Origin of the sequence: Mitsuaria sp. BK037 (assembly GCF_014193045.1) — a bacterium.
Classification (GTDB): domain Bacteria; phylum Pseudomonadota; class Gammaproteobacteria; order Burkholderiales; family Burkholderiaceae_C; genus Roseateles.
Map to the genome: position 1 here is coordinate 473655 of NZ_JACHYS010000002.1, position 22261 is coordinate 495915.

Here is a 22261-nt window from a genome sequence, read left to right on the forward strand (position 1 = left end):
CGTCATGCGCCGGCACGCCCGCGACGCCTGCAGCGCGCCGCACACGCGCCCCTCTCATGAACGGGATCCGTCTCCCCGCCTTCCTCAAGCACCGGCCCGAAGCCCGGGCCTTTAGCTCGAACGTCGCCTGGCTCCTGGGGGACAAGCTGACGCGGTTCCTGGTCGCCATCTTCGTCAGCGCCTGGGTGGCCCGCTATCTCGGTCCGGAGCGCTACGGCGTCCTGGCCTATGCGATCGCCTTTATCTCCATGTTCCAGGCGGTGTCGCTGCTAGGCCTTGACAACTTGATCGTGCGCGACATCGCGGCCTCGCCTGCGCAGGCCGGCCGCGTCCTGGGGACGGCGCTGCGTCTGCGGCTCATCGCGGCGGGAATCTCCTATCTGGCGCTGGGCGCCTGGATCGTGCTGTTCCAGCGCGAGGACATGACGGTCTCGGTCGTTGTGCTCCTGGCCGGACTAGCGATCCTGTTCCAGGTGTCCGACGTGATCGACCTGTGGTTCCAGAGCCGGATCCAGAGCCGCCGTACTGTCGTCGCCAAGATCTCGTCCTACTTGGCGACGGCAGTGTTCAAGGTGCTGCTGATCCAGCTCGGCGCCAGTCTTCCGGCCTTCGCTGCGGCCAACGCCCTAGAGACCGGGCTCGCCGCCATCGCCCTTGTCATCGCCTATGCCGGCTACCGGACCGAACGGCGCTGGGAATGGGACGGCGCACTGGCGCGCGCACTGCTGGCACAGTCGTGGCCGCTGCTGCTGTCGGGCCTGTCGATCCTGCTGTACATGCGAGTCAGCATCGTGTTCCTCCGCGAGTCGGCCGGCACGGCCGAGGTGGGCTTCTATGGTGTCGCGGCCACGCTGTCGGAGATGTGGTATTTCATCCCGATGGCCCTGGGCAGCAGCATCGCGCCCATCGTCTCCCGCCAGCGGGCCGCCGGCAGCGACGCTCATCGCCGCACGCTGCTCAAGGCCTTCGCCGGGATGTGGGCGCTGTCACTTTCCGTGGTGGTCGTGAACATCCTGGGCGCACGGCTGTTCGTCGGTCTGCTCTACGGTCCACAGTACGCGGCCTCAGCACCGCTGCTGGCCCTGCACGCGCTGACCTTCATCCCCGTCTGCCTGGGTGTGATGCAGAGCGTCTGGCTGATCAACGAGGGCCGTTCGAGGCTCGCGCTCCACCAAGCACTGAGCGGCGCATTGACCGCCCTCGTCCTCAACCTGATCCTTACGCCGCGTTACGGCGCATACGGCGCGGCCATCGCTACCGTCGGCGCGCAATTCGTGCAAGCCTTTCTGGTCAACGCCCTGCTGGCCCCAGACCTGTTCCGCCTCCAGTGCGGATCGCTGCGCATTCTGAAGACGCTTCGTTCATGAATGGCCCGACGACACCAATACCGCCGACGCTGAGCATCTGCATCCCGACGCTCAATCGCTGCGCCCTCCTGTGCGCGGCGCTGCGTTCGATCTACGCCGCCGGCTGGGACCGCCGGCGCGTCGAGGTCTGCATTTCCGACAACGCCTCGGAAGAGGACTACGGCGCATTGCACGCCCTGCTGGCCGAAGCGCCTCCCGGGCTGAGCGTGCGTTATCTGAAGCAGCCCCGACGTCTGCCCATCGACGCCAGCATGTATGCCGTCCGCAACATGGCGAGCGGAGACTATCTCTACTTCCTTGGTGACGACGACCATTTCCTGGACGGCGAGGCATCGCGGCTGCTGACGCTGATCGACCAGGAGGCGCCCGACCTGGCCATCTTCAACGGCATCCTCATTGATGCGGAGGACCGGGTAGTTGGCAACCATTTCCAGCTGCCGCCTCGGACCTACAACGACGTCTTCCAAGCTTTCGACGACTTGCGGGACAAGGGTATGTTCGGCGCGGTGCTGGTGCGTTCGGCGCATCTGCAGGCGGCCCACTTTGAGGCGCTGTTCGGCACTGCGCACGGCTACGGCTGCTACTGGTTTTCACTGCTCGACGAGCGGCACCTTGGCGGACGGGCACCGAAGATCATGATCCCCGGCTTCGCGCTGGTCGCGTTGCGCATGGCGGCCAAGAGCTACAACTTGCTGGACGTGTATTACCGGCAGATCCCCTACGAGATCGCCGTCTATCGACGGCATCTGCCGGCGGGCCGCGCCCAGCGGGCAAACCTGCGCTTCGAGCGCGCCTTCCATCGCAAGATCGCATCGTTGCGCTTCCTCCTGCCTATGCGTGCCGCGGGGATGTCGATCCTCGACATCGAGGCGCTCTACCCGGCTTTCCACGACCGCCATGCGCTCAAGCTGAGGTGGGCGGATTGGCTGGTGCGTTCGGGCGCGTTTGCTCGGCTGAAGACGATCTACCGGCTGCTCCGCGGCAGGAGCACGCGTCCATCATGAGCGTACTGCGCGTCACCCACTATTCCGGCGACCGGCTCGGCGGGGCGGCCCGCGCGGCCTACCGCCTGCATCAGGCACTTGGGGGTCGGCAAGAGGCCTTCTCGCGCATGGTAGTAGCCGACAAGACCAACGACGACACGACCGTGCGCGGCGCCAGTCCCCGGCTGAGTTCGCGGCTCGCCGCAGTGCTCTCGCCCACGCTCGATGCGCTCCCGCTGCGGCTGGGCGCTCCGCCCGACGCCATGCCGCGATCGACCGGCTGGTCGGGTCGCATCGGGGCCGCCGCGATCAATGCGGAGCCGACGGACTTGGTGCATCTGCACTGGATTTGCGCGGGTTTCCTGTCCATCGAAACCATCGGTCGCATCCGCAAACCCGTTGTCTGGACCCTGCACGACATGTGGGCCTTCTGCGGCGCAGAGCACCTCGCCGAGGACGGCCCCGGGGCACGGTGGCGCCACGGCTACGACCCCGCCCTGACAACCGGCCGTTTCGACGTCGACCGTTGGACATGGCGGCGCAAACGGGCGCATTGGCGGACGCCGATGCGCATCGTCACGCCCAGCCGGTGGCTGGCGCAATGCGTGGCCGACAGCACGCTGATGGGCGCATGGCCCGTGTCGGTCATTCCCAATCCGCTGGACCTGTCCCGGTTCAAGCCGATGGACCGTGCGGCCGCGCGCCGACTGCTTAACCTGCCAGCCGAAAAGCTGTTGGTCCTATTCGGGGCCATCCGCGGCACCCAGCTCTCCTACAAGGGCTGGGACCTTCTGCAGCCCGCGCTGGCCAAGGTGGCCCGCGAACAGCCGGGCGTTGAGGCCGTGCTGTTTGGACAGAGCGAGCCGTCGGACCCTCCGCGGTTGGGGCTGCCGTTGCACTGGATGGGACATGTGTCCGACGACTTCACGCTGTCCGCGCTCTACAGCGCGGCCGACCTGCTGGTTGTGCCCTCGCGCCAGGAGTCTTTCGGGCAGACGGGCTCGGAAGCACAGGCCTGCGGCTGCCCGGTCGTCGCCTTCGACGCGACCGGACTGCGCGACGTGGTCGCCCACGGCGAGAGCGGCCTGCTGGCCCGCCCTTTCGACAGCGGGGACCTGGCCGACGCGATGCTTGCGGTACTCCGCGACGACGCGCGACGAGGCGTGATGTCCGTCCAGGCGCGCGCGCGCGCTGAACGTCTCTGGTCCTACGACGCCGTCGCACGACAATACCTGGATCTCTACCGCGACGCCGTCCCCCGGTAAGCGGCTCCTCGGACACGACCAGTCTCATGAACACTGCCACCGACGCACCGGCCCGCCCGGCCGCCTCGCCGCATCACGCCCCCGCCGGGGGCGATCGCCCGCTGATCACGATCGCCACGGTGGTGCGCAACGGCGCGGCAACGCTCGACGCCACGATCCGTAGCGTCGCCGCCCAGACCTTCGCGGACATGGAGTACATCGTCGTGGATGGCCGCTCCACCGATGGAACGCTGGACATCCTGCGGCGGCACGAGACGCACATCACCACCTGGGTCAGCGAGTCCGACAGGGGCATCTACGACGCGATGAACAAGGCCCTGGCGCTCGCCAGGGGACGCTGGCTGCTCTTTCTCGGCGCCGACGACACACTGACCGCACCGGACATCCTGGAACGCGTCGCCGCGCGCCTCGACGACGCCGACGCGGTCTTCTACGGGGACGTCATCCTGAAGTCCTCGGGCCGGGCCTATTGCGGCGAGATGAGTGCCTACCGGCTGATGCAGCAGAACATCTGTCACCAAGCGATCTTCTATCCCGCCGGAGTCTTCCGGTCCAAGCCCTACGACCTCGATGCCGGCCTGCTGGCCGACTACAAGTACAACATCGAGCTCTGGGGCGCGGGCGTGCCGTTCCGGCACATGCCGCTTGCTGTCTCCCTGTTCGAGGACGCCGGGGCGTCCAGCCGGCCCGACGAGAAGTTCGAGTCGATGCGACTGGCGCTGATCGACCGGCACCTCGGCTGGCCGTACGGCTTGGTCAAGCGCGTCCGCAACCTGCTGGTGAAGGTACGGAACCGGCTGACGCGCCCATGAGCCCGCTGCTCTACCTCGTCACCATCTCGGACCAGCTCGAGACCTATCTCGCGCTGCTCCTGCTCTTCGCCCCGCTGCACTACTGGCTGGCGCGACGACTCGCGGTCAACCTCTTCGACCCGCTGTTTCTGGTGATACTGGCCGACTGGTTCGGTTTCACACTGGTCAGCTTCATGTGGATCAACGGCGATATCCGCGCGGAGCACCTGCAGTACTACATGGCCTCGCAGGCGGCGCTGTACGCGGCGCTGTTATACGTGAAACGGATGAACGCCGGCCTTTGCGCGCCGGCCTTCAATCCGCCATACGCGCTCGTGAACTGGGTGGTCTTCTTTGCGTTGCTCGTGCACTTCTCGGCCACCGCGGTCAAGTGGGGGCTGACCGGCATCCCGCTGTTCAATGCCTCGCGGCTCGGCGCCTTCGCCGGCTCGGGAGGGCTCGGGATCATCGAACGCTTCGAGACAGGCGCCTTCTTCATACTTAGCTTTTCCGGCCTGCTGCTCTGGACGAAGTTCCGGTCGCGCGCGACCTGGATGACGCTGGGGGTCGTGGTCTGGCTGCTGGTGTACATCGCGTTCTCGGGATCCAAGGGCGCGCTGCTCAGCATCCTGCAGGTCTACTTCCTGGTCCGCGTGCTGGTCTCCTCCGACCGGTCTCAAACGAGCTTCATGGGAAGCCGGCTCGGTGGCATCGCGTTCGCCGCAGCCGCGGTGTTCTCCTTCATCGTCCTGGCCGTGCAGTCGCAAGGCGACTTCGAACAGGTGCTGGTGAACTTGGCATTCCGGCTGGTGAGCTTCGGCGACATCTACATCTACGCTTATGTCGACGACACGATGCGCTACATCCAAGGCGACAACCCAGTTGTCGGGCTGTTCGGGGGCGCGCTCAGTACCTTCCGCGTCATCCCGGGCGATTGGATTTACAAGAACATGGGGCTGCAGTTCACGGAGATCATCTTCCCCGGTCTGGACTACCTCGCGGGCCCGAATCCGCGCCACAACGTGTTCGGCTTCCACTTTTTCGGCTGGTGGGGCGTCGTGTATTCGGGCCTGCTGGGGCTGGCCGTGGGCTGGCTGCAAGCCCACGTCTACCAGCGCGCGCACCGCGGTTTCTTCGCGGGACTGACGGCCTTCCTGCTGTACTTCTCGCTGGTCAGCGTCAGTGGCGACTTCGACTACGCGCTGTCCACGCTGTCGAGCATCCTGCTCGCCTCGATCCTCGTGCTCATCCCGGCACATCTGTTCTATCTGGTGGGCCGCTCGGTCCGCCCGTCACGCGACCATGCACTCCGTTGACATCGCACTCGGCCTCTACAACGGCGAGACCTACCTGCCCGAATTGCTCGAGAGCCTGGAGCAGCAGACCTTCCAAGACTGGCGGCTCGTCGTCCGCGACGACGGCTCCACCGATGGATCCTTAGCCCTCGTGCGCCGCTGGTGCGAGCAGCGAGGACGGGCGTTGAAGGTCGTCGAAGATGGGCTGGGCAACTTGCGCGTGATCGGCAACTTCTCGGCCTGCCTGGCCGCAACCGATGCGCCCTATGCCATGCCGGCGGACCAGGACGATGTCTGGTTGCCCCACAAGGTCCAGGACGCCGTCACGGAGATGCGCCGGCTGGAAACGGAGTGCGGCAGTCAGACGCCCATCGCGGTCTACTGCGACCTTGAGGTCGTCGACGCGTCGCTCAGGCGGTTGCACCCCTCGTTCCTGGAGATGCAGGGACAGGGTTCGCGCCGGGTGCCCACATTGGCGCAACTGCTCACGCAGAATGTCGCCCCGGGCTGCTCAATGATCATTAATCGGTCGCTGCTCAAGATCGGCTTGCCGATCCCCGCCGAGGTCGCGATGCACGACTGGTGGCTGATGTTATTGGCGCGCGCGCTCGGTCGGGTGGCGCATCTGCGCAAGCCGGGCATCGCCTACCGGCAGCACGGTGGCAACCAAGTCGGTGCCCGGCGCGGCGGGCTGATGGACCTGCTGGGACAGGCCCGTCACGGACGAGCCGCCTACCGGTCGCGCCTTCGGCAGACTCGCACGCAGGCGGAGGCGCTGGCCCTGCGCCTGCCCGCGGACCATCCGCAACGCGCGCTCGTGCAGACCTATGCCTCGCTCGGTCAGTTGCCGAGGCCGCTGCGTCAGTGGCGCGCGTGGCGCGAAGGCTTCGACAAGGTGGGCTTGGTGCGCAATGTCGTCTTCTTTCTCCTGATGTGATCCACGCATGCAACTGACTGCCTCGCTAGTTCTCTACAACAACGCCCCGTCGCTGTTCGAGAAGGCCATTGGGTCCTTTCTCGCGGGGCACAGCGACGGCGTGCTGCACGTGGTGGACAACTCGCCCCAGCCCCTGAAGAGCGACTGGTTCCGACATGAGCGGGTGCGCTACCACCACGTGGGACGTAACCTCGGCTTCGGTGCTGGGCACAACTTGGCCATCCGCCAGCTTTCGGGCGATGGAGCGCACCTGCTGCTGAATCCCGACATCGAATTCGACCCCTGCGTGCTTCCCGTGCTGCTGAAAGCCTTGGCGGCGTCACCGCAGGTGTCCGCCCTGATGCCCCGCGTGCTTTATCCCGATGGCACGCCGCAACACCTATGCAAATTGCTGCCGACACCCGCCGACCTGTTCGCCCGTCGTTTCCTTCCCTCCCAGACTTGGCGGGAGCGCCTGAATCGCGGCTATGAATTGCGCGACCTGCCCCTTGACCGCCCGAGCAACGTGCCCAGCCTGTCGGGCTGCATGCTGCTGATCCGCTCGCGCGACCTGATCGCGATCAACGGGTTCGATGAGCGCTACTTCATGTACATGGAGGACGTCGACCTGGTGCGCCGGCTGGGGGACCGGGGAGAGACCCGCTTCGAACCCGAGGTGCATGTGACGCACGCCTATGCCAAGGGCTCGTATCGCAACAGCCGTCTACTGAAATACCACGTCGTGTCCGCGATCAAGTACTTCAACAAGTGGGGCTGGCTGATCGACCCCACACGCCGGCAGCGCAACCGCGCGGTACGGTGCCAACTGCCGGCCTGACACCCTAGGCCCTCGTGGATCGTCGGTATGCGTCAAGGCGCCCGCGCGCGGAGCGCGCTGACCAAGTCGAACAGTTGGTCGTTCGAACGATACGCCGACAGGTCGACCGGACGGCCTACAACCGCGACGATCAGCGGCACCGAGCTGTCCCGCAACAGCTCGGCGCCTGAACAGCGCGCCGCCGAATAGGTCCCGTTAGAGCACCATTCGCGCACCCGCAACGGGTGGTCGGAGGTGATGACGATCCGGGGCCCGGAACCGCCCGCGCGCGCCGCCAACTGCCGGGCGGATCGCGCCACGATCGCGGCCGCGTGGTCGACGCCGGCCGCATAGTGCTCGGCCAGGGAGGCCTCGGGCCCCGCCGCCGGCGGGTGCGGGACGGGGAGATGGGCAAATAGGACGCCGCCATCGCGCCAGAACGGCGCCTCCCAGTAAGACGATTCCACGCGACGGACCAAATCCAGCCAAGGCGTGTTCTGCGCCCGCAGGCAGGACGCCGCCAGCGGGATGTGCAGCCTTCGACCCAGCGCGCAGCCGACACGGCGGGTATCGCTGAACACGGATGGCGGCGCCTCGCGCCTGCACCAGCGTAGCCCTTGCATCGCGCAGTAGGGGTGGTAGAAGCCGACCACATCGATATCGGGCCAGCTCGCCTTCACATTTGAAAACTCCAGCAGATCGAGACCGCTGCATATCGCCGTCGGACCGCAGGGCCGCGCCTCCGAAAAGGGCCGTCGTAGCCACATGGCGGGAATCACCTTGGCCGTGGCATCGCCAACCGCCGTCACGGCGCGGCTTGAGACGACCAACCCCTGAGCCTCCAGGGCCCGGACCACGGGTCCCGAGGCCTTGAAGCTCAACTCATCCAGCAGGAGGACCAGCAACGGCCCACCGTCGTCGTTTTGCCGCGCCTGCGCAGCCAGGGAGGCGCCGGACCGATTGCCGATGTCTGGCCACGTGAGCTGATCGGAACGGAGGGTCACCGCGACCGGAGGCACGGCGACGAAGGCGATGGCCGCCACGGTCAGCGCCACCGGTCCCCGGGACGCGGCCCAGCGTGCCAGCGATTCGCCCCAGCGGTGGTCGCAGAACCCCAGGAGGGCCCAAACAGCCGCGGATGCGGCCAGCGCCTCGACGAAGTGGGTCAGCTTGGGGCCGTTCCCCGGCACCGTCCATAACCAGAGCCCCACTGCCAGCAGGAAGTGCCGGACCGGAAGACCCGTGCGGGGGCCGTCCGTTGAGCGCGGCCTGAATCGCCGTAAGGTCGCGGTGAGCAGCAGGTCGCCGGCCACCAGGAGCGGAAAGACCGCCAGCCATGCGAAATTGTCGACCTGCGCGAGCATGTCGTGATAACGGTCGCGCATGCCGACTTCCGCGAGCGCGGACAGCCAGACCAGGGCGGCCAGGATCTGCAGCCGATGCTTCATTTTCGGAAAGATCGGCGCCTCAGCGGGCCCGCCTCAGCAGGACCAACTCGCGGTGCCCGGAGGGCAGCGACACCCGCTCTTGTGCCACGAATCCGGCGTCGAGAAAGGCCTGCAACTGGACCTCCACCGCGGGGAACGCATCTTGGCGCCGCCGCTGCGCCCGCATAAGGACGATTTGGGGATCCGTCGGGTCGATCAGTTCGACCACTAGCGCGTCCCGCGTGCAGGATGCGGCGAAAGCAGCCACCATCGGCAGCGGGATGGCCGCCCCGATGACCAGGTGATGCAGCAGAGCCAGCATGAGCGTCATGTCGGCCCTGTTGCGCAGGCGCTCCGGCAGGCCGGCGTGTTCCACGCCGGCCCACCCATAGCCGCCGCGCAAGTCATCCATCGGCGCCACGACCCAGTGGATGCGGACGCTGTCCTGCTTCGCCCCTGTTTGCACGGCGCCGTGGTCGGCGTCTACCGCGATCACGCGCGCCCCGGTCGCCGCCGCCAAGCGCGAGAACTCGCCCGAGTTGCATCCGAAGTCCAGCACCCACCCCCGAGCCTGCATGGCCAACCACTGCGTCAGCCGCGTCCGCTTGGCCTCCAGGTCGAGCTCGCTGTAATGGCCGCGTTCGTCGGTGTAATGTGTCCAGGTGGTGGCGGGACCGGCGCTCCGGCGCGGATCCACGCCCCGCAACATCCAAGACAGCGATTGATTCAGCCCCTCGCGGAAGCGCCGGATCGCCGCCGGGTTGACATCCTCCGCTGTCGAGTCCCACCCGGTGACCGGCTCGACGGGTCCGGGAGCGGTGGGCGCCAAGGCAGAGGCACCGGCCATCAACGGCCAGTAGCGCCCAAGGAACCGGCTGGCCCCTAGCATGTCGCGCGCGACCTCATGCGGTACACCGTCCCGCCAGGCCTGGAAGGCCTTGTGGGCGCGCAGGCCGCGCTGCCGGGACAGCAGCAACGGCAGGATGAAGTGCCGCGCGAACTGCCCGGCCGCCCACCATCTGCGTTCCCTCAGAGGGTCGAAGGAGAGCAGGTCGCAGAACACGGGACGGCCGTCGTCAAAGATCACGTTCCAGGCGGACGCGTCCTTCAGGTCGTAGCCGGCTTCGACCGCCTCTTGCTGCAGGCGCAAGGTCAGCTCGGCCGCCTCGAACAACTGCAGATCACACCATTCCGTCGGCAAGCTGATAAAGGGCACGCGCCGCGCGACCACCCTGCGCTCGTCGACGATCTCGAAATCGACGATGTCGCCCCGCTCGCGCCAGCGCCGGGCCAGATCGGAACGAAGGAAATGGTGGGCACCCAAAGGCTCTCGGAGTTCTCGCATCACGCGATCCGCCTCCATCACCAGGCGAGCAGCCGGATCCCTCATTTGCGTTTGAAGCGCGCGATCAGGCGTTTCACCGACGCCAGCGGATTGCGCACGAACACGATCAGCGCACCGACCAGGGCGATCAACCCCTGCCAGATCAGCATGCCGGAGCCTGGGTCCACGTAGGCGTTTGCGCTCAAGGGCACACACAGGATCAGTGCCACCGCACTGAGATGTCGAGCATTCATGCAATCCCCTGACTTTTCACGCCAAGCTCGGCGCCGTCGCTTGTGTTTGAGAGGGGAGGATTTTCACATCATTGTCATTCCGCCCGGTGCGAGGCTCCGACGAATTCTGAACCGAGTACGTCGCGCAAGAGCCGGTGCGCCTCGGGATCGGCACGCGGCCCCGGCGTCCGGGCGGCGGCAAGCAAGCCCTCGACGCCAGTCCTGCTGGACGAATCGTCCAGTCGAGCCAACAACAGGCGGTCGAAAGGCGTGGGCAAGGTGCGGTCGCTGTCGCTGAGCAATTCCTCGTAGAGCTTCTCGCCAGGACGCAGGCCGGTGAAGGTGATCCGGATATCGGCTGCACCATGGCCAGACATCCGAATCATCGTCTTCGCCAGATCCACGATCCTCACCGGCTCCCCCATATCGAGCACGAACACCTGCCCCGACTCCCCGATAGCGCCGGCTTGAACCACCAGCCGCGCCGCTTCCGGAATCGTCATGAAGTACCGCGTGATCTCCGGATGCGTCACCGTCACCGGCCCGCCCTTCGCGATCTGCTCCTTGAACTTCGGAATCACGCTCCCGCTGGACCCGAGCACGTTCCCGAATCTCACCGCCATGAGCTTCGTCGCGTGCCCCTGCCCCGCCATGTGACTGATGACGAGTTCCGCCGCCCGCTTCGTCGCCCCCATCACATTCGTCGGATTCACCGCCTTGTCCGTCGAGATCAGCACAAACCGCTCGGCCCCTGATTCAGCCGCCGCCGTGCACGCGTGATACGTCCCCAGCGTGTTGTTCCTCAGCGCGGCCCACGCGTTCTCCTCCTCCATCAGCGGCACATGCTTGTAGGCCGCCGCATGGAACACGATCTGCGGCCGGTACTTCCCGAACGTGAACCGCAGGTGCTCCAGGTCCTTCACATCCCCGATCAGCCGCACCAGCGGGATATGCGGGAACTTCTCCGACAGCTCCTGCTCGATCCGGTACAGCGCGAACTCGCTCAGCTCGTACAGCACGATCCTCGACGGCCCGTACCGCGCCACCTGCCGGCACAGCTCCGAGCCGATCGACCCGCCCGCCCCGGTGATCAGCACCGTCTTGCCGCCGATGCACTCGCTGATGCCGCCCTCGTCGAGCTGCACCGGCTCGCGCCCCAGCAGGTCCTCGGGCTCGATGTCCCGCACCTGGTTCACCGCGCGGCCCGCCAGCAGCTCCTGGCTGCTCGGCACCGTCAGCACCGCCAGCCCCGTCTTGCCCGCCAGGTCCAGCGCGCGCCGGCGCTGCGCCGTCGTCGCCGCCGGCATCGCCACGATCACATGCGTGATGCCATGCATCTCCGCCAGCCGGCCCGCGTCCTCCAGGGTGCCGATCACCGGCACGCCGGCCACGCGCGCGCCGCGCTTCTCCGCCGCATCGTCCAGGTAGCCCACCACCACCCAGCCCTGCTGGTGCTGGATGCCCGCCACCAGCAGCCGGCCCGCGTCCCCGGCGCCCATCACCAGCGCCCGGCGCTGCTCCTGCGCGCTGCCGCTGATGCGGCTGCGCATGTGCTCGTAGAGCATGCGGTAGCCCATGCGCATCGTCGCCAGCGCCATCAGCGTGAACACCGGATGCAGCGCCAGCACCGCCCGCGGCACCTTGGTCAACTGCGCCATCAGCACCGCCACCGCCGCCACCAGGCCCGCGGTGATGCACACCGCCGCCAGCCGCTTGACCTCGCCGAAGCCGCTGAAGCGCCACATGCCCTTGGGCACGTGGAACAGCCGCAGCAGCACCCCGTACAGCGCGACGATGCCCAGCATCACCCAGTGGTCGTAACCCGGCCTGGCTTCGAACCAGCGCTCGAAGCCCAGCCGGAACAGATACGTCGCCTGCCAGGCCAGCGCCACCGCCACCATGTCGAGCGCGAGCGCCAGCGCCTCGCGGTAGGGCCGGATGCGCGTCAGGAAGGCATCGAGGGACAACCAGTTCATCGTGTTCTCTTGTTCCGTGCCCGGTGCCCGGTGCTCAGGCCTTGATCGCGCCCAGCGTCGCCAGGATCAACCGGATGTCGCCGCCCAGGCTGGCGTTGCGCACGTAGTCCGCCGCCAGGCGCAGCTTCATCGGCATGACCACCTCGACATACTCGCGCTCGGGATCCTCCGCCCGCGCCAGCAGCTCGCTCTCGTTGCGGAAGCTCAGCGAGGCCGGATCGGTGATCCCCGGCCGCACCGACAGCACCAGCTCGCGCAGCTCCGCCGGATACAGCGCCACGTAGCGCGGCACCTCGGGCCGCGGGCCCACCAGGCTCATCGCGCCGCGCAGCACGTCCCACAGCTGGGGCAGCTCGTCGACCTTGCTCGCGCGCAGCCAGCGTCCGCTGCGGGTGATGCGCGCGTCGTCGCCGATGGTGATCTGCGGGCCGAGCCGTGGCGCGTCCACGCGCATCGTGCGGAACTTGTGGATGCGGAAGGTCGCGCCGAAGCGCCCCACCCGCTCCTGCCGGAACATCACCGGCCCCGGCGAGTCCAGCTTGACCCACACCGCCACCGCCAGCAGCAGCGGGCTCAGCAGCAGCAGGCCGATGCCGGCGCAGACGATGTCGAAGAGTCGCTTGGCCATCGGCCGTCCCCGCTCCGTGTCCCGTCCGGTCCGCTCAGGCGCCCAGCGCGCGGCGCACCGCGGCGATCACGCGCTCGACCTGCTCGTCGGTCATCGCCGTGTACAGCGGGATCGTCACCGTGCGCTCGTAGGCCTTCTGCGACTCGGGGAACATCTCCGGCGTCAGGCCGTAGCGCTCCTTCCAGTACGGGTGCTGGTGCAGCGGCACGTAGTGCACGCTGCAGCCGATGCCCTGCTCGAACAGGCGCTCGATGAATTCGTCGCGGCCGATCGGCGCATCCTCGGTCAGGCGCAGCACGTAAAGGTGCCAGCTGTGGACGTCGCCCTCCGGCGCCTGCGGCGGCAGGATCAGCGGCAGGTCGGCCAGCGCCTCGAAGTAGCGCGCGGCGATCTGCTCGCGGCGCCGCTGGAAGGCCGGCAGCCGCTTGAGCTGGTGCAGGCCCATCGCCGCGGCGATGTCGGTCAGGTTGTACTTGAAGCCGGGCGCGACGATCTCGTAGTACCAGCTCGGCACCTTGGCGGTGAAGCGGTCGAAGGCGTCGCGGTTGATGCCGTGCAGCCGCATCACGCGGGCGCGCTTGGCCAGCTCCGCGTCGCGGGTCACCAGCATGCCGCCCTCGCCCGTGGTCATCGTCTTGTTGGCGTAGAAGCTGAACACCGTCGCATTGCTGCCCATCGTGCCGATCAACTCCTTCTCCAGCGTCGTGGGCAGCGCGTGCGCCGCGTCCTCGACGACCTTCAGCCCATGCCGGCGCGCGATGTCCAGCAGCGTCAGCATGTCCACCGCCAGGCCGGCGTAGTGGACCGGGATGATCGCCTTGGTGCGCGGCGTGATCGCGGCCTCGATCTGGTCGAGCGCGATGTTCATCGTCTTCGGATCGATGTCCACCAGCTTCACGTCCGCGCCCATGTAGCGCACCACCTCGGCGGTGGCGGTGAAGGTGTGCGTGGTGGTGATGACCTCGTCGCCAGGTCCGATGCCCAGCGCCTCGAGCGCCAGGTGCAGCCCCGCCGTCGCGGAGTTGACGGCGATGCACTCGATCTGCGGTTCGTTGAGGAACTCGGCGAAGGCCTGCTCGAAGCGCCTGGCCTTCGGGCCGGTCGTGATCCAGCCGCTCCGGAGCGTGTCGACGACTTCCGCGATCTCCTCGTCGCCCAGCTCGGGCAGCGCGAACGGCAGGAAGGGGAGCTTCTGGTCGGGGTTCTGGCTCATGGTGTCTTGGTGATCAGCGCCAGCACGTGGCTGCGCAGGAAGGGCATCGTGTTGAGGACGCGGTAGGCGCCGGGGTGCAGCCGGCAGGCGGCGCGCGCGATCGGGGGAGCCAGCGTGACGCGGCGCACCGTCGTCCGGCCCTCGGGGAACAGCGCGCGCACGCGCTTGAGCGGCACGCCCCGGACGTCGGGATTGCGCGGATTGTCGACGATGAAGTCGTACCAGAGCACCGCCCCGCCCGGCCGCAGCCAGCGCCACATCGCCTGCGCCAGGCGCTGCTGCAGCGCATCGTCCAGGATGGACGAGAACACCGTCGACTGCAGCACCAGGTCCTGGCTGCCCGGCTCGACCTCGGCCTGCGACGCATCGCCCGCCAGCAGCCGCACCTGCTGCGGCAACGCGGCGCGGGCCGCCTCCAGGCGCTCGGGCAGCAGCTCGATGCCGGTCAGATGCTGCGGCAGCAGGCCCAGCCGCAGCATGTCCATCAGGTTGCCGCCCGCGCCGCAGCCCACCTCGGTCATCCGCCAGCCGCTCACCGGCGCATCGGCCTCGGGCATCGCCGCGCGGTGCGCCGCCAGCAGCCGCAGCATCGCCGCCTGGCGCTCGTGCAGCATCTGCCAGACCTCGGGACGCAGCAGGCTGTAGCGCTCCAGGCCGGCCAGCCGCTGGTCGCGGCGGGCGTAGCGCTGGGCGATGGCCTCGAGTTCTCGGTCCTGGGTCATGGCAAAGGTCCTCGCGGCAGCTCAGGACACCGCGTCGATGAAGCGCTGCGCCAGCACCGGGTAGGTGTGATTCGCCAGCACGAACTCGCGACCGCGGCGCCCCATCTCGGCGCGCTCCCCGGCCGGCACCGCGGCCAGCGTCAGCAGGCCGTCGGCGACGGCCTTCGGGTCCTGCGGCGGCACCGTCAGCCCGGCGCCGGCCTCGGCCACCGGATCGTTGCCGGCCTCCACCGAGTGCAGCACCGGCCGCTGCGCCATCAGGTAGTCCATCAGCTTGTTGGGCGCGATGCCGAAGCGGTAGATCGGCGTGCGCTGCCAGCCGATGTAGGCGATGTCGAACCCCTTCAGCAGCGACGGGATCTGCGCCTTCGGGATCGCCGGGAACATCGCGACGTTCCCGATCGCCTCGTCGCGCACGCGCGCCTCGAGGTGCTCGCGCAGATGGCCGCCGCCGACCAGCACGACGCTCAGCGCCTTCGCGGCCGGGTCGGCGCGCTCCTTCAGCAGCTTCGCCGCGTCCAGCAGTACATCCAGGGCGTTGGGCTCGCCCATCGAGCCGGCATATCCGACGACGGTGCGACCGGCCGCGCGCTCGGCGTCCAGGTGCGCCTGGATCGCGGGCTCGAGCGGCTCGCCGTGCTCCGACCATTCATCCAGCGTGATGCCGTTGGGCACGATGTGCAGCTTCTTCAGGTCGAGCCCGTGCGCGGCCATGTGCGCGTGGACCTTGGGCAGCATCGAGACGACGACGTCGGCATCGCGGTAGGCGTCGTTCTCGGCCTTCTGGCAGAGCATCGCGAACGGGTGCCACTTCGACATGCCCGACAGCTCGATCGGCGACAGCGGCCACAGGTCGTGGACCTCGTAGACCAGCTTGGCCTTCGCGAGCTTGGCCACGCGGCGCGCCACCCACACGTCCATCGGATAGGTGCTGGAGGCGATGACCACGTCCGGCGCGAATTCGCGCGCCAGGATGTCGGCGTCCTTCCAGACCTGGCGGCAGAAGGACCAGATGTTCTTGACCCGGCCCATGCCGTTGCCCTGGTACTCGGGCGTGTCGTAGAAGAGGTAGTTCACGCCGCTCATCGCGGCCATGCCGGGCTCGGGCTGGGTCGTGCGCACGTGCGAGTAGGACGCGCCCAGGATCAGCGCCTGGTGCCCCGCCCGGACCCATTCGCGGGCCAGGTAGAACGGGCGGAACTCCATGCCGTGTTTCGGCGAGCCGGCGTAGTGGTTGATCAGCAGCAGCTTCATGGGGACGTCGGGGAAAGGCTCTCGCGGGTCGGGCGCCTCAGGCGCGTTGCAGGCGGTCGACGAAGCGGGCGACGGCGGGACCGAACATCGCATGCGCCGCCACCCAGGCGCGGTTGGCCGCGCCCAGTCGGTCGGCGTCGACCGCCTGGCCGGCCACGTCGGCCTGGCCGACCAGCATCCGCAGGCGGTCGGGCAGCGCGCCCAGGTCCTCGTCGTCCTTCAGGATCAGGCCATGGCGGCCGAGCAGCGTGTCGGGCTGCCCCAGCGCCAGGCTGCCGGCGGTGCCCAGCAGTTCGTGGTTGGCCGGCAGGTCGGACAGCAGCGGCAGGCACTCGTGCGCCATCGCCTCCAGCACCGACACCGACACTGAATCGCTCTCCGGCAGGCTCAGGAACCAGCGCGCCGGCGCATAGCGGCGCCCTTGCGAGGTGGCGTCCAGCCGCCCGGTGAACTCGACCCGCTCCGCCAGGCCCAGCGCGCGCACCTGCGCCTCCAGCGCGCCGCGCAGCGAGCCGTCGTTGGCGACGACCAGGCGCGCCTCGGGCTGCTTCGCCGCGATCGCGGCGAAGACCTCGATCACGCGGTGCGGGCGGTAGATCGGCTCCAGGCCGCGGTTGGCGTAGAACAGCCAGGGCTGCTTGCGCACGTTCTGCTTGGGCAGCTGCTCCAGGCCGAAGGGGAAGGTCATCACCTCGGCCGCGCCCAGCTCGCGCATGCGGGCGCTCATGAATTCGGAATCGGAGGTCGTCACCGCGCAGGCCTTGAGCACCTGCGTCGTCAGCCAGCGGTAGGCCCAGCCCTGGCCGGGCGCGACCAGGATGTCGCTGCCCCAGGCCGAGCCGGCGATCCGCGCGCGCAGCTTCCAGCCGCGGCGCGCGGCCCAGGCCAGCGTGCCGTGCGAGGTCAGGTAATGCGCATGCAGCCAGTCGGCATCGACCTTCTTGAGCCACGCCCCCAGCGCCGGCAGCTGCTTGAGCACCGCGATGTTGCCGCCGCCATGCGCGGGATCGGTGTTGAGCGCGAGGCGGCGGTCCTCGGGGATCAGGAAATGGAACTCGGGCGCGAAGCCGCGGGTGGACGCGGCCCACAGCTCGATTTCGCGGCGCTGCGACAGCGCGCGCGCCCATTTCAGCAGGTGGGGACTCTCGCCGTCCCCGATCAGGACCAGTCTCATGCAGGCACTCCATGGGCGACGGGCCGCGGCGCCGAGCCGCGCACCAGCCACGCCAGGTAGATCGCGAAATAGATCGGCAGCAGCACCGCGATGGCGCCGAGCGCCGTCGTCAGCGCGCCGCCGGCGCTCAGCACCAGCGCGACCGGCAGCACGTACAGCGCGTTGCCGACCAGACTGAAGGCCAGCGCGCCGCGCTGCCGGCCGGTGACCATCGGCGTGACGGTCAGCGGCGCGGCGATGAAATGCGCGGCGACGTAGGGCGCGATCCAGCGGCCGTACTCGCCCGCGGTGGTCCAGTCCTCGCCCAGCAGCCAGCCGAACAGCGCCGGGCCGACGGCGATCAGCACCGCCATGCCGGGCAGCGCGACCATCGCCAGCAGCCGGATGCCGCGCAGCAGGCGCGGACGCAGGTCGACGCCGCGTTGCCAGTCGCGGGCGAGCTCGCCCAGCAGCGCCTCGGACAGCGCGCCGCCGACCAGCGTCGCCGGCGCCTTCACCAGCCGCACCATCAGCGCGTAGTAGCCGGCCGTGGCGGCGTCGGCCCAGGCGGCGATCATCGCCAGCACCAGCGTCTCCTGCGCCGCGTTGACGAAGGCATGCGGGCTGTTGAGCAGCGGGAACTGCTTGTAGCGCCAGGCCAGCCGGCGCAGGTGGCGCCAATGCCAGGACTTGCCGGCCTGGTCCAGCCGCGTCGCGCGGCGCCAGCGCGCGCCGCGATGCAGCAGCCACAGCGGCGCCAGCAGCGCGGCCAGGCTCTGCGACAGCACCAGCGCCGCCACGCCGGCGAAGCCGCCCAGCGCCGCCAGCGCCTGGGCCGCGGCCATCACACCCTGCTGCAGCACGCGCGCCTGCGCGATCACGTCGATGCGGGCCTGGCGGTTGTTCCACAGGCTCAGCGCCTGCTGCATGCCGGCCAGCGCGACCACCGGCGCCAGCATCAGCAGCCACGGATCCAGTTGCGCGAGCGACACCCAGCGGCCGCCCAGCCGCGCATGCTGGGCCATCAGCAGGTGCCAGAGGCCGGCGCCGGCGGCCGTCAGCAGCCCCATGGCCAGGGCGATCCACAGCGCCAGCTGCAGCACCAGCGCCGCCTCGCCGTCGCGACGCGGCAGGACGATCGCGAATTCGTAGCGCGCGTTGGCGATGGTGGCGAGGTTGGCGGCCAGCGCGACGAACAGCGCCCAATGCCCGAGCGCCTCGGCGCCGTACCAGCGCGTCAGCAGCGGCGCGATCAGCATCGGGATCGCCTGCGTCAGCATGGACGCGCCGGCGAGCTGGGCGAAGCGGCGGCGGACGGTCATCGGAGCTGGCCTCCGTGACGCTCCGCGATCGCACGCACCGCAGCCCGCTGCGAGGCGCTCAGCCGCGCATGCAGGCCCAGCGGCAGGTTGAGCACGGTGCGGGCCGCGCGCTCGCCCTGCGGGCAGTCGCCCGCGGTGTAGCCGAAGCGGCGGCTGCCGCGCGGATGGACGACATCGTCGAACCAGGTGCCGCCGACGATGCCCGCCGCCTCGAGCGCCACCACGGCGGCGTCGCGGGACGCCGCATCGGGCAGCAGCAGCGGGTAGCGCAGCAGCACGGCGCCGGGCGCGCGCACCGGCCATTCCCAGCCCGGCAGATTCGTCAGCAACGCGTCGAAGTCCGCGGCCTGCGCGCGGCGCAGCGCATGGATCGCGTCGAAGCGACGCGCCTGCGTCCATCCGACCGCGGCGCTCAGCGGATGCAGGCCGGCGCGGTAGTCGGGCTGCGTGTCGCCGGCGACCTCGCTGTCGGGCGTCTTCGCCACCACGCCCAGCATCCGCGATGGCGCGCGCAGCAGCGCGGTCAGCGCGCTCAGCGCCGGGCGCGGCAGGCTCATCGTCAAGCGGTGCCAGCACAGCGTCAGCAGCTGCCGCAGGATGGTGCCGGTCGACGGCGCCCGCAGCGCCGGCAGGCGCGTCGCGAAGCGCTCCCGCGACGGCGGGTGATGGATGACCAGCGCGCCACCGATGCCGGTGGTCAGCGGCTTGGAGTACTCGAAGCTGAAGAAGGCCGCATGGCCCAGCGTGCCGACGGGACGGCCCACCGCGTCGGTGCTGCCCCAGGCGTGGGCCGCGTCCTCGACGAAGACGACGTCGGGGTGCTGCATGCGCAGCTCGTCCAGACCCTCGGTGACCAGGCCGAAGTTGTGCGGCACCACGACCAGCCGGGTCTCGTCGCTGATGGCGTCGGAGATCGCATCGGGCGTGGGATTGAAGTCGTCGCGCGCGATGTCGACGTAGCGGACCGCCAGCCCCAGATGCATGAAGACATTGGGCACGACCACGCAGGTGTAGCCCGGCAGCAGCACTTCCGAGCCGGGCGGCAGATCCAGCGACGCGGTGAAGGCGTGCAGCGCCGCGCGGCCGCTGCCGAACAGGCGCACCTCGCCGTCGACCGCCGGGTCCAGGCCCAGGCTGCGCGCGAAGGCGACGCGGAAGTCCTCGAGGCTGGCGGTGCCGCGCCGCAGCCAGTGCCACAGCGCCGCCGGCAGGTCGCGCCAGCGCAGCGCGCCGGCGACATGACCCTTCATGAGGACGACGACGGCGGACGCGCGCCGTCGACCCGGTGGAGCGGCCGGGCCGGCACGCCGCCGTAGACCCAGCCGCCGGGGAGGTGGCCGCGCACCACGGCGTGCGCGGCGACCACCGCGCCGTCCTCGATCACGCTGCCGGGCAGCACCGTCACGCGGGCGCCGAGGAACACGTTGCTGCCGATACGGATGTCGGCGCGCTGGTAGTGCTCGCGGAAGAGGCCGGTGGCGGTGACCGCGTTGGACTCGCAGAACAGCATCAGGCCGGGACCGATGGCGACGTCGTCGCCGATGGTGAGCCGCTGCTGGCCGATCAGCAGGTAGCCGCCCGGCGCGATGTGGCTGCGCACGCCGATGCGGAAACTGCCGGGGCCGCTGGCCAGCAGCTGGACGTCGCGGTACAGGATGGATCCCGCGCCGAGCGCGCTGCCCGCGCCGCAGCGCACCCGCGCGCCGGGATGGATCTGGGCCCGTGTGCCGACGCGCAGCCCCAGGCACGCCGCGACGCGCGCGCGGATCCGCGCGCGCACCGCATCCAGCGTGTAGCCCAGCAGCATCGCGTTGGTGGCCTTGTCCAGGGGTTGATCGGAAGGGATGAGATCGGTGACGGCCCGGGCGCGCGCGGCGCTCAGGCCAGCGCGGCGCGCAGCGCGGCGACGACCTCGTCCTGCTGGGCCTCGGTGAGGTCGGCGCTCATCGGCAGGCTCATCACGCGCCGCGCCGCGGCCTCGGCATGCGTCAGCGGCGTCGCGATGCGGCAGCGCTGCTCGTAGGCGGGCTGGCGGTGCAGCGGCTTGGGATAGTGGATCGCGGTCGGGATGCCGGCCTGCTTGAGCGCCTGGACCACCGCCTCGCGCTCGTCCACCTGCACGGTGAACTGCGCCCAGACGCAATCGCGGTCCTCGCGCACGGCCAGGCGCTGCAGCGGCAGCTCGCCGATCAGCTGCTGGTAGCGCTCGCCGATGGCCAGGCGCCGCTCGATCTCCCAGTCGAAGCGTTCCAGCTTGCCCAGCACCACCGCGCACTGCAGGGTGTCCATGCGCCCGCCGACGCCCACCCGCGTGTGCGTGTAGCGCTGGCTCTGGCCGTGGACGCGGATTTCGCGCGCGGCCTGCGCCAGCGCGTCGTCGTCGGTGAACAGCGCGCCGCCGTCGCCGTAGCAGCCCAGCGGCTTGCTCGGGAAGAAGCTGGTCGCGCCCCAGGTCGAGAGGCCGCAGCTCCTGCGGCCCTTGTACGTCGCGCCGAAGCTCTGCGCCGCGTCCTCGATGACCGGGATGTTCCCGTGCCGCGCCGCGATCGCGTTGATCGCGTCCATGTCGCACACCTGGCCGTACAGGCTGACCGGCATGATCGCCTTCGTGCGCGGCGTGATGGCGGCCTCGATCAGCGCGGCGTCCAGGTTGCAGCTGTCCGGCTCGATGTCGACGAACACCGGCACGCCGCCCAGCAGCACGATGGTCTCGGCCGTCGCGGCGAAGGTGAAGGGCGTGGTGATGACTTCGTCGCCGGGCTGCAGGTCCAGCGCCATCAGCGCGATCAGCAGCGCCTCGGTGCCGCTGGCCACGGTGATGCAGTGGCGCGTGCCGGCGTAGGCGGCCAGGGCCGTTTCCAGCTCCTGGACCTCGGGGCCCATGATGTACTGGCCGTGGTCGAGCACACGCTGGATGCGCGCGTCGATGGTGGTCTTCAGGGCGGCGTACTGCGCCTTGAGGTCGATGAAGGGAAGGCTCATGCCTGGGGCTCCGTGGGATCCACCAGGCGCAGCGCCCGGCCGTTGAGTTCGTAGAGATCGCCGCTCGCCGGACAGGCCGCGCGGCCCTGGCCTTCCACGGGCAGGTCCAGCTTCTCGCCATGGCGGCTCATCCAGCCGATCTGGCGCGCCGGCACGCCCACCATCAGCGCATACGGCGTCACGTCGCCCTTGACGACCGCGCCGGCGCCGATGAAAGCGTACTCGCCGATCGTCGCGCCGCAGACGACGGTGCAGTTGGCGCCCAGCGTCGCGCCGCGCTTCACCAGCGTGTGGCGGTATTCGTTCTTGCGCGGCACCGCCGAGCGCGGGTTGTACACATTGGTGAAGACCATCGACGGGCCGCAGAAGACGTCGTCCTCCAGCGTCACCGCGTCATAGACCGACACGTTGTTCTGGATCTTCACGTTGCGGCCGATGGCCACGTCGTTGCCGACATAGACGCCCTGCCCCAGCGAGCAGCCCTCGCCGATGCGCGCGCCGGCGCAGACATGGCTGAAGTGCCAGACCTTGGTGCCGTCGCCGAGCTGCGCGCCGTCGTCGACGATGGCGCTGTCGTGCTTCCACCAGCCCAT

The 22261-nt window shown here is 69.2% G+C and carries 21 protein-coding genes; 7 read left to right on the forward strand and 14 right to left on the reverse strand.

The window, feature by feature from the left end; all coding sequences use genetic code 11:
• The first annotated feature begins 56 nt into the window (after window positions 1-56).
• The 7 genes from FHT37_RS14230 to FHT37_RS14260 are packed head-to-tail and all read left to right on the forward strand — an operon-like array spanning window position 57 to window position 7455.
• Window positions 57-1367, forward strand: a complete 1311-nt coding sequence (locus tag FHT37_RS14230; RefSeq protein ID WP_175538336.1) for a flippase — start codon at window positions 57-59, stop codon at window positions 1365-1367.
• Window positions 1364-2371 (forward strand): glycosyltransferase, encoded by a 1008-nt coding sequence (locus tag FHT37_RS14235; RefSeq protein WP_091726722.1) that lies wholly within the window; start codon window positions 1364-1366, stop codon window positions 2369-2371. The genes FHT37_RS14230 and FHT37_RS14235 overlap by 4 nt, the downstream gene beginning before the upstream one ends.
• Complete coding sequence (locus FHT37_RS14240; protein ID WP_183482338.1) at window positions 2368-3615, forward strand: glycosyltransferase; 1248 nt, start codon at window positions 2368-2370, stop codon at window positions 3613-3615. The genes FHT37_RS14235 and FHT37_RS14240 overlap by 4 nt, the downstream gene beginning before the upstream one ends.
• 26 nt (window positions 3616-3641) lie before the next feature.
• Window positions 3642-4427 carry a glycosyltransferase family 2 protein gene (locus FHT37_RS14245; protein WP_091726729.1) on the forward strand — a complete coding sequence of 262 codons (786 nt, stop codon included), beginning with the start codon at window positions 3642-3644 and terminating at the stop codon, window positions 4425-4427.
• Entirely contained in the window at window positions 4424-5722 is a 1299-nt protein-coding gene (locus FHT37_RS14250; RefSeq protein WP_091726734.1) for a hypothetical protein, read from the forward strand. Before FHT37_RS14245 ends, FHT37_RS14250 begins: the two co-directional genes overlap by 4 nt.
• Window positions 5709-6638: a glycosyltransferase family 2 protein gene (locus FHT37_RS14255; protein WP_091726738.1), complete on the forward strand. Its 930-nt coding sequence runs from the start codon at window positions 5709-5711 to the stop codon at window positions 6636-6638. The genes FHT37_RS14250 and FHT37_RS14255 overlap by 14 nt, the downstream gene beginning before the upstream one ends.
• A gap of 7 nt (window positions 6639-6645) precedes the next feature.
• The gene (locus tag FHT37_RS14260; RefSeq protein WP_091726742.1) at window positions 6646-7455 is read left to right on the forward strand and encodes a glycosyltransferase; all 810 of its coding nucleotides are present in this window, start codon (window positions 6646-6648) and stop codon (window positions 7453-7455) included.
• A gap of 32 nt (window positions 7456-7487) precedes the next feature.
• Here the strand turns inward: FHT37_RS14260 and FHT37_RS14265 are convergent, their stop codons facing one another.
• The 14 genes from FHT37_RS14265 to FHT37_RS14330 all read right to left on the reverse strand — a co-directional run bounded on the left by FHT37_RS14265 (window position 7488) and on the right by FHT37_RS14330 (window position 22261).
• On the reverse strand, window positions 7488-8882 hold the full coding sequence (locus FHT37_RS14265) for a hypothetical protein (protein WP_091726745.1): 1395 nt from the start codon (window positions 8880-8882) through the stop codon (window positions 7488-7490).
• 19 nt (window positions 8883-8901) lie between these two features.
• Window positions 8902-10209, reverse strand: a complete 1308-nt coding sequence (locus FHT37_RS14270) for a class I SAM-dependent methyltransferase (protein ID WP_221211096.1) — start codon at window positions 10207-10209, stop codon at window positions 8902-8904.
• A 38-nt stretch (window positions 10210-10247) separates the two neighbouring features.
• On the reverse strand, window positions 10248-10415 hold the full coding sequence (locus FHT37_RS14275) for a hypothetical protein (RefSeq protein ID WP_221211097.1): 168 nt from the start codon (window positions 10413-10415) through the stop codon (window positions 10248-10250).
• A 98-nt stretch (window positions 10416-10513) separates the two neighbouring features.
• Entirely contained in the window at window positions 10514-12394 is a 1881-nt protein-coding gene (locus FHT37_RS14280; RefSeq protein WP_183482347.1) for a nucleoside-diphosphate sugar epimerase/dehydratase, read from the reverse strand.
• 34 nt (window positions 12395-12428) lie between these two features.
• A complete protein-coding gene (locus FHT37_RS14285; protein WP_091726760.1) occupies window positions 12429-13022 on the reverse strand; it encodes a sugar transferase in 594 nt (197 codons plus the stop codon).
• A gap of 34 nt (window positions 13023-13056) precedes the next feature.
• Window positions 13057-14235 carry a DegT/DnrJ/EryC1/StrS aminotransferase family protein gene (locus FHT37_RS14290; protein WP_091726763.1) on the reverse strand — a complete coding sequence of 393 codons (1179 nt, stop codon included), beginning with the start codon at window positions 14233-14235 and terminating at the stop codon, window positions 13057-13059.
• Window positions 14232-14957 (reverse strand): class I SAM-dependent methyltransferase, encoded by a 726-nt coding sequence (locus tag FHT37_RS14295; RefSeq protein WP_091726767.1) that lies wholly within the window; start codon window positions 14955-14957, stop codon window positions 14232-14234. Before FHT37_RS14295 ends, FHT37_RS14290 begins: the two co-directional genes overlap by 4 nt.
• Window positions 14958-14978: 21 nt before the next feature.
• Window positions 14979-16211 carry a glycosyltransferase family 4 protein gene (locus FHT37_RS14300; protein WP_183482350.1) on the reverse strand — a complete coding sequence of 411 codons (1233 nt, stop codon included), beginning with the start codon at window positions 16209-16211 and terminating at the stop codon, window positions 14979-14981.
• Between the two features lie 37 nt (window positions 16212-16248).
• On the reverse strand, window positions 16249-17385 hold the full coding sequence (locus FHT37_RS14305) for a glycosyltransferase (RefSeq protein WP_183482353.1): 1137 nt from the start codon (window positions 17383-17385) through the stop codon (window positions 16249-16251).
• On the reverse strand, window positions 17382-18686 hold the full coding sequence (locus tag FHT37_RS14310; protein ID WP_091726776.1) for a lipopolysaccharide biosynthesis protein: 1305 nt from the start codon (window positions 18684-18686) through the stop codon (window positions 17382-17384). Before FHT37_RS14310 ends, FHT37_RS14305 begins: the two co-directional genes overlap by 4 nt.
• On the reverse strand, window positions 18683-19936 hold the full coding sequence (locus FHT37_RS14315; RefSeq protein WP_183482356.1) for a DegT/DnrJ/EryC1/StrS family aminotransferase: 1254 nt from the start codon (window positions 19934-19936) through the stop codon (window positions 18683-18685). Before FHT37_RS14315 ends, FHT37_RS14310 begins: the two co-directional genes overlap by 4 nt.
• Complete coding sequence (locus FHT37_RS14320) at window positions 19933-20493, reverse strand: DapH/DapD/GlmU-related protein (protein WP_091726783.1); 561 nt, start codon at window positions 20491-20493, stop codon at window positions 19933-19935. Before FHT37_RS14320 ends, FHT37_RS14315 begins: the two co-directional genes overlap by 4 nt.
• A 71-nt stretch (window positions 20494-20564) precedes the next feature.
• Window positions 20565-21668 (reverse strand): DegT/DnrJ/EryC1/StrS aminotransferase family protein, encoded by a 1104-nt coding sequence (locus FHT37_RS14325; protein WP_183482359.1) that lies wholly within the window; start codon window positions 21666-21668, stop codon window positions 20565-20567.
• On the reverse strand, window positions 21665-22261 hold the full coding sequence (locus tag FHT37_RS14330) for an acyltransferase (RefSeq protein ID WP_183482363.1): 597 nt from the start codon (window positions 22259-22261) through the stop codon (window positions 21665-21667). Before FHT37_RS14330 ends, FHT37_RS14325 begins: the two co-directional genes overlap by 4 nt.

Excerpts from the sequence above, each read along its gene's own strand:
- FHT37_RS14310 (WP_091726776.1), bottom strand. The coding sequence starts at position 18,686 with ATGACCGTCCGCCGCCGCTTCGCCCAGCTCGCCGGCGCGTCCATGCTG.
- FHT37_RS14245 (WP_091726729.1), top strand. The coding sequence starts at position 3,642 with ATGAACACTGCCACCGACGCACCGGCCCGCCCGGCCGCCTCGCCGCAT.
- FHT37_RS14235 (WP_091726722.1), top strand. The coding sequence starts at position 1,364 with ATGAATGGCCCGACGACACCAATACCGCCGACGCTGAGCATCTGCATC.
- FHT37_RS14295 (WP_091726767.1), bottom strand. The coding sequence starts at position 14,957 with ATGACCCAGGACCGAGAACTCGAGGCCATCGCCCAGCGCTACGCCCGC.
- FHT37_RS14290 (WP_091726763.1), bottom strand. The coding sequence starts at position 14,235 with ATGAGCCAGAACCCCGACCAGAAGCTCCCCTTCCTGCCGTTCGCGCTG.
- FHT37_RS14315 (WP_183482356.1), bottom strand. The coding sequence starts at position 19,936 with ATGAAGGGTCATGTCGCCGGCGCGCTGCGCTGGCGCGACCTGCCGGCG.
- FHT37_RS14285 (WP_091726760.1), bottom strand. The coding sequence starts at position 13,022 with ATGGCCAAGCGACTCTTCGACATCGTCTGCGCCGGCATCGGCCTGCTG.
- FHT37_RS14300 (WP_183482350.1), bottom strand. The coding sequence starts at position 16,211 with ATGAAGCTGCTGCTGATCAACCACTACGCCGGCTCGCCGAAACACGGC.
- FHT37_RS14330 (WP_183482363.1), bottom strand. The coding sequence starts at position 22,261 with ATGGGCTGGTGGAAGCACGACAGCGCCATCGTCGACGACGGCGCGCAG.
- FHT37_RS14325 (WP_183482359.1), bottom strand. The coding sequence starts at position 21,668 with ATGAGCCTTCCCTTCATCGACCTCAAGGCGCAGTACGCCGCCCTGAAG.
- FHT37_RS14260 (WP_091726742.1), top strand. The coding sequence starts at position 6,646 with ATGCAACTGACTGCCTCGCTAGTTCTCTACAACAACGCCCCGTCGCTG.
- FHT37_RS14230 (WP_175538336.1), top strand. The coding sequence starts at position 57 with ATGAACGGGATCCGTCTCCCCGCCTTCCTCAAGCACCGGCCCGAAGCC.
- FHT37_RS14320 (WP_091726783.1), bottom strand. The coding sequence starts at position 20,493 with ATGCTGCTGGGCTACACGCTGGATGCGGTGCGCGCGCGGATCCGCGCG.
- FHT37_RS14255 (WP_091726738.1), top strand. The coding sequence starts at position 5,709 with ATGCACTCCGTTGACATCGCACTCGGCCTCTACAACGGCGAGACCTAC.
- FHT37_RS14265 (WP_091726745.1), bottom strand. The coding sequence starts at position 8,882 with ATGAAGCATCGGCTGCAGATCCTGGCCGCCCTGGTCTGGCTGTCCGCG.
- FHT37_RS14240 (WP_183482338.1), top strand. The coding sequence starts at position 2,368 with ATGAGCGTACTGCGCGTCACCCACTATTCCGGCGACCGGCTCGGCGGG.
- FHT37_RS14250 (WP_091726734.1), top strand. The coding sequence starts at position 4,424 with ATGAGCCCGCTGCTCTACCTCGTCACCATCTCGGACCAGCTCGAGACC.
- FHT37_RS14280 (WP_183482347.1), bottom strand. The coding sequence starts at position 12,394 with ATGAACTGGTTGTCCCTCGATGCCTTCCTGACGCGCATCCGGCCCTAC.
- FHT37_RS14305 (WP_183482353.1), bottom strand. The coding sequence starts at position 17,385 with ATGAGACTGGTCCTGATCGGGGACGGCGAGAGTCCCCACCTGCTGAAA.